Below are 5,009 nucleotides of genomic sequence, written 5' to 3'. Positions count from 1 at the left end.
CGGCGGCGGTGGCGGCGCAGGCCGTCCCGGTGGCGGCGGCTTCGCAGGCCGTCCGGCCGGTCCCGGTGGCGGCGGCGGCGGTTTCGCCGGTCGTCCCGGTGGCGGCGGCGGTGCTCCCGGCCGTCCCGGTGGTGGCGGCGGCTTCGGCGGTCGTCCCGGCTTCGGCGGGCGTCCCGGTGGCCCCGGTGCCCGTGGTGGCACACAGGGTGCCTTCGGACGCCCCGGCGGTCCCGCGCGTCGTGGCCGCAAGTCGAAGCGGCAGAGGCGCCAGGAGTACGAGTCGATGCAGGCCCCGTCGGTGGGCGGCGTCATGCTGCCCCGCGGCAACGGGCAGGCTGTCCGGCTGTCTCGCGGTGCCTCGCTCACGGACTTCGCGGAGAAGATCAACGCGAACCCGGCGTCGCTCGTCGGCGTGATGATGAACCTCGGCGAGATGGTCACTGCCACGCAGTCCGTCCCGGACGAGACGCTGAAGATGCTCGCGGACGAGATGAACTTCGTCCTGGAGATCGTCAGCCCCGAGGAGGAGGACCGCGAGCTGCTCGAGTCCTTCGACATCGAGTTCGGCGAGGACGAGGGCGGCGAAGAGGCCCTGGTCTCCCGTCCGCCGGTCGTGACCGTCATGGGTCACGTCGACCACGGTAAGACCCGGCTGCTGGACGCGATCCGCAAGACGAACGTCGTCGCGGGCGAGGCCGGCGGTATCACGCAGCACATCGGTGCCTACCAGGTGGGCGCCGAGGTCAATGGCGAGGACCGCCGCATCACCTTCATCGACACCCCGGGTCACGAGGCGTTCACCGCCATGCGTGCACGTGGTGCGAAGTCCACCGACATCGCGATCCTCGTGGTGGCGGCGAACGACGGTGTGATGCCCCAGACGATCGAGGCGCTGAACCACGCCAAGGCGGCCGACGTGCCGATCGTGGTCGCGGTCAACAAGATCGACGTCGAGGGTGCCGACCCGGTCAAGGTGCGCGGTCAGCTCACCGAGTTCGGTCTGGTGGCCGAGGAGTACGGCGGCGACACGATGTTCGTCGACATCTCCGCCAAGCAGGGCCTCAACATCGAGGCTCTTCTGGAGGCCGTCGTCCTCACCGCCGACGCGTCGCTCGACCTGCGGGCCAACCCGGAGCAGGACGCTCAGGGTATTGCGATCGAGTCCCACCTCGACCGCGGCCGCGGTGCCGTCTCGACCGTCCTGGTCCAGCGCGGCACGCTGCGTATCGGCGACACGGTGGTGGTCGGCGACGCGTACGGCCGAGTCCGCGCGATGCTCGACGACAAGGGCGAGAACGTCGAGGAAGCGGGTCCCTCGACCCCCGTCCTCGTGCTGGGTCTCACCAACGTCCCGGGTGCCGGCGACAACTTCCTGGTGGTCGACGAGGACCGTACGGCCCGTCAGATCGCCGAGAAGCGTGCCGCTCGTGAGCGCAACGCCAACTTCGCCCGCAAGGGTGTCCGGTTCTCCCTGGAGAACCTGGACGAGGCGCTCAAGGCCGGTCTGGTCCAGGAGCTCAACCTCATCATCAAGGGCGACGCGTCCGGTTCGGTGGAGGCTCTCGAGTCCTCGCTGCTCCAGCTCGACGTCGGTGAAGAGGTCGACATCCGGGTCCTGCACCGCGGTGTGGGTGCGGTCACCGAGTCGGACATCAACCTGGCGACCGGCTCCGACGCCATCGTGATCGGCTTCAACGTGCGCGCCGCAGGGCGTGCCGCGCAGATGGCCGACCGCGAAGGTGTGGACGTCCGGTACTACTCGGTCATCTACCAGGCGATCGAAGAGATCGAAGCGGCCCTCAAGGGCATGCTCAAGCCGGAGTACGAAGAGGTCGAGCTCGGTACGGCGGAGATCCGCGAGATCTTCCGCTCGTCCAAGCTGGGCAACATCGCCGGTGTGCTGGTCCGGTCCGGCGAGGTCAAGCGCAACACCAAGGCGCGCCTGCTTCGCGACGGCAAGGTCATCGCGGAGAGCCTCAACATCTCCGGTCTGCGCCGCTTCAAGGACGACGTCACCGAGATCCGCGAAGGCTTCGAGGGCGGTATCAACCTCGGAAACTTCAACGACATCAAGATCGACGACGTCATCGCGACGTACGAGATGCGCGAGAAGCCGCGAGGCTGACCCGTACCTCAACAGTCGGGGCCGGTCGACGGGTCGTATTTCCGTCGATCGGCCCCGGCCGTTCCGTGTACGGTTCTTGTGTCCCTGCCAATCATCGGCAGGGCACGAACCCGAACCGGCGGGACATCCGGACACACATGTATGTGGGGACACTGTCCTTCGATCTGCTTCTCGGCGACGTACGGTCGCTGAAGGAGAAGCGCTCCGTGGTCCGTCCGATCGTCGCCGAGCTCCAGCGCAAGTACGCGGTGAGCGTGGCGGAGACGGGCGGCCAGGACCTCCATCGCAGGGCCGAGATCGGCCTCGCCGTGGTCTCCGGGGACACCGGGCACCTCACCGACGTGCTGGACCGGTGCGAGCGGTTGATCGCCGGCCGGCCGGAAGTGGAGCTGCTGTCCGTACGGCGGCGGCTGCACAGCGACGAAGACGATTGAGCAAGGCGAGAAGGAGACGGACCAGTGGCCGACAACGCGCGGGCTAAGAAGCTGGCGGACCTCATCCAGGAGGTGGTCGCCGAGAAACTGCAGCGCGGAATCAAGGACCCGCGCCTGGGTACGCACGTGACCATCACGGACACCCGTGTCACCGGCGACCTGCGGGAGGCCACGGTCTTCTACACGGTCTACGGCGACGACGAGGACCGGGCGAGCGCGGCAGCCGGCCTGGAGAGCGCCAAGGGCATCCTGCGCTCGGCGGTCGGTGCGGCGGCGGGGACGAAGTTCACCCCCACGCTCGCCTTCATGGCGGACGCGCTCCCCGAGAACGCCAAGGCGATCGAGGACCTCCTCGACCGGGCACGGGCCTCGGACGCCAAGGTGCGCGAGGCGTCCTCGGGCGCCACGTACGCGGGCGACGCCGACCCGTACCGCAAGCCGGAGGACGAGACCGACGAGGACACCGCCTCCGAATGACAGCGCAGAACAGGACGCCCCAGGAAGGGAGCGGGAGCGCAGCGGCCTCCGGCAAGGGTGGCGGCGGGCGACGGGAGGACGGCCTTGTCATCGTCGACAAGCCGTCCGGCTTCACCTCGCACGACGTCGTCGCCAAGATGCGCGGTATCGCCAGGACCCGCCGCGTCGGCCACGCCGGCACGCTGGACCCGATGGCGACGGGCGTGCTCGTGCTCGGCGTGGAGCGGGCCACCAAGCTCCTGGGCCATCTCGCGCTGACCGAGAAGGAGTACCTCGGTACGATCCGGCTCGGCCAGGACACCGTCACGGACGACGCGGAGGGCGAGATCACCTCGTCGACCGACGCCTCCGGTGTGACACGCGAGGGCATCGACGCGGGTGTCGCCGAACTGACCGGCGCCATCATGCAGGTGCCGTCCAAGGTCAGCGCCATCAAGATCGACGGCAAGCGGTCCTACGCGCGGGTGCGCGGCGGCGAGGAGTTCGAGATCCCGGCCCGGCCGGTGACCATCTCGTCCTTCAAGGTCTACGACGTCCGTGAGGCCGTCGCCGAGGACGGCACCCCGGTGGTCGACCTGGTCGTCTCGGTGGTCTGCTCCTCCGGTACGTACATCCGGGCCATCGCCCGCGACCTCGGCGCCGGACTCGGCGTGGGCGGGCATCTCACCGCGCTGCGGCGCACCCGCGTCGGCCCGTACGGCCTCGACGGGGCGAGGACCCTGGACCAGCACCAGGAGGAGCTGGTCGTGATGCCGGTGGCCGAGGCCGCCGCCTCGGCGTTCCCGCGCTGGGACGTCGACGAGAAGCGGGCCAAGCTCCTGCTCAACGGGATGCGGCTGGACATGCCCGCGTACCCGCCGGGGCCGGTCGCGGTCTTCGGGCCCGACGGGCGGTTCCTGGTCCTGGTCGAGGAGCAGAAGGGCAAGGCCAAGAGCCTCGCCGTCTTCGGCTGAACGCCTCCGGTATCCGCACCGTGGAGCGGGCAGCACCCCTGTGCCCGCTCCACGGTCCCCCACCGCTTCCTGTCCACCGAACGCTCCTGATTCACCCCAATGGGCAGGCGCTCGGAGTGAATCAGGGGGGCAAACGGGGGCGCTTTTACTCCGATTGCTTCTCACTGATCACGGCGGACCTAACGTCGGATCATGGGATGCGGGGACCGGGCGACGCTGGTACGACTGTGCGATCCGGCCGGCCGGCCGAGGGGGACCGGGTTCGTCGCGGACGACCGGGGCACGGTCGTGACCAGTCACGAGGCGGTCGACGGGATCACCCACCTCGTCCTGCACGGCACGGACGGACGCAGTTGCCGCGTCGAGGCCGGTGACATCACCGCCCTGCCCGAGCTGGACCTCGCGCTCCTGCCCACCGGCGGTCCCGACGCGCTGGGCGCGCAGCCGCTGCCGATCGTGGAGCGGGAGCGGTTCGAAGCCGGTACGTATGTGACGATCGCCGCGCACGGCTGGCGCGAGGCACGCGTGCTGGGCCCGGCCCCGGTGACGTACACCGTCGGCGGCGTCACCCACCGGATCGGCCGGGCGCTGGAACTGGCCCTCGGTACCGACGGCCGCGATGCGCTCCTGCTCGGCGGCGCTGCCGTGGGCGGGCCGGTCCTCGACCCGGACACCGGCGCGGTCATCGCGGTACTCGGCACCGGCCTGCGGGCCGGACACGCCGCCGCCGGATGCGCGGTTCCGCTGGCCGGGGCGGGCGACGGGGGACCGCTGGGTGCCCTGCTGCTGCGCAACGCCATGAGCGTCCCCTGCTACGGCCGCGATCTGAACCTGGCCGGAGCCCTCCAGCTGACCGCCATGTCGGTCGGCTCGGCGGGCGGACCGAGCGCCTGGCCCGATCCGGTGGAACGGCCCGAAGCCACCGCGGAGTTCAGCGCGTTCGCCGCTGCCGGACCGGCGACGGCCACCGGGGACCCCGCGGTGGTTCTGGGCCTCGTCGGGGAGCCGGGTACGGGCCGC

Annotated in this window: 5 protein-coding genes; all 5 read left to right on the top strand. The window is 70.4% G+C overall.

Going from position 1 to position 5,009, the window contains the following annotated elements; translation table 11 throughout:
• On the top strand, window positions 1-2,125 hold a 2,125-nt coding region (gene infB / locus J1C73_RS32575; RefSeq protein ID WP_207319514.1), incomplete at its 5' end, for a translation initiation factor IF-2.
• A gap of 137 nt (window positions 2,126-2,262) precedes the next feature.
• Window positions 2,263-2,559 carry a DUF503 domain-containing protein gene (locus tag J1C73_RS32570; protein ID WP_073739168.1) on the top strand — a complete coding sequence of 99 codons (297 nt, stop codon included), beginning with the start codon at window positions 2,263-2,265 and terminating at the stop codon, window positions 2,557-2,559.
• Window positions 2,560-2,583: 24 nt separating this feature from the next.
• Window positions 2,584-3,036, top strand: coding sequence for a 30S ribosome-binding factor RbfA (gene rbfA / locus J1C73_RS32565; RefSeq protein WP_123462623.1), 453 nt, complete (start codon window positions 2,584-2,586; stop codon window positions 3,034-3,036).
• Entirely contained in the window at window positions 3,033-3,989 is a 957-nt protein-coding gene (gene truB, locus J1C73_RS32560; protein ID WP_207319513.1) for a tRNA pseudouridine(55) synthase TruB, read from the top strand. The genes rbfA and truB overlap by 4 nt, the downstream gene beginning before the upstream one ends.
• 192 nt (window positions 3,990-4,181) lie before the next feature.
• Window positions 4,182-5,009, top strand: an 828-nt coding sequence (locus J1C73_RS32555) for a S1 family peptidase (RefSeq protein ID WP_207319512.1), incomplete at its 3' end; no start/stop codon positions are given.

The sequence above is a fragment of the Streptomyces laculatispora genome, from assembly GCF_017353455.1.
Classification (GTDB): domain Bacteria; phylum Actinomycetota; class Actinomycetes; order Streptomycetales; family Streptomycetaceae; genus Streptomyces; species Streptomyces laculatispora.
This window is presented reverse-complemented; position numbering and strand designations above follow the sequence as displayed.

What these genes read in the sequence shown, in the direction of transcription:
- J1C73_RS32570 (WP_073739168.1), top strand. Translation starts at nt 2,263, where the DNA reads ATGTATGTGGGGACACTGTCCTTCGATCTGCTTCTCGGCGACGTACGG.
- truB (WP_207319513.1), top strand. Translation starts at nt 3,033, where the DNA reads ATGACAGCGCAGAACAGGACGCCCCAGGAAGGGAGCGGGAGCGCAGCG.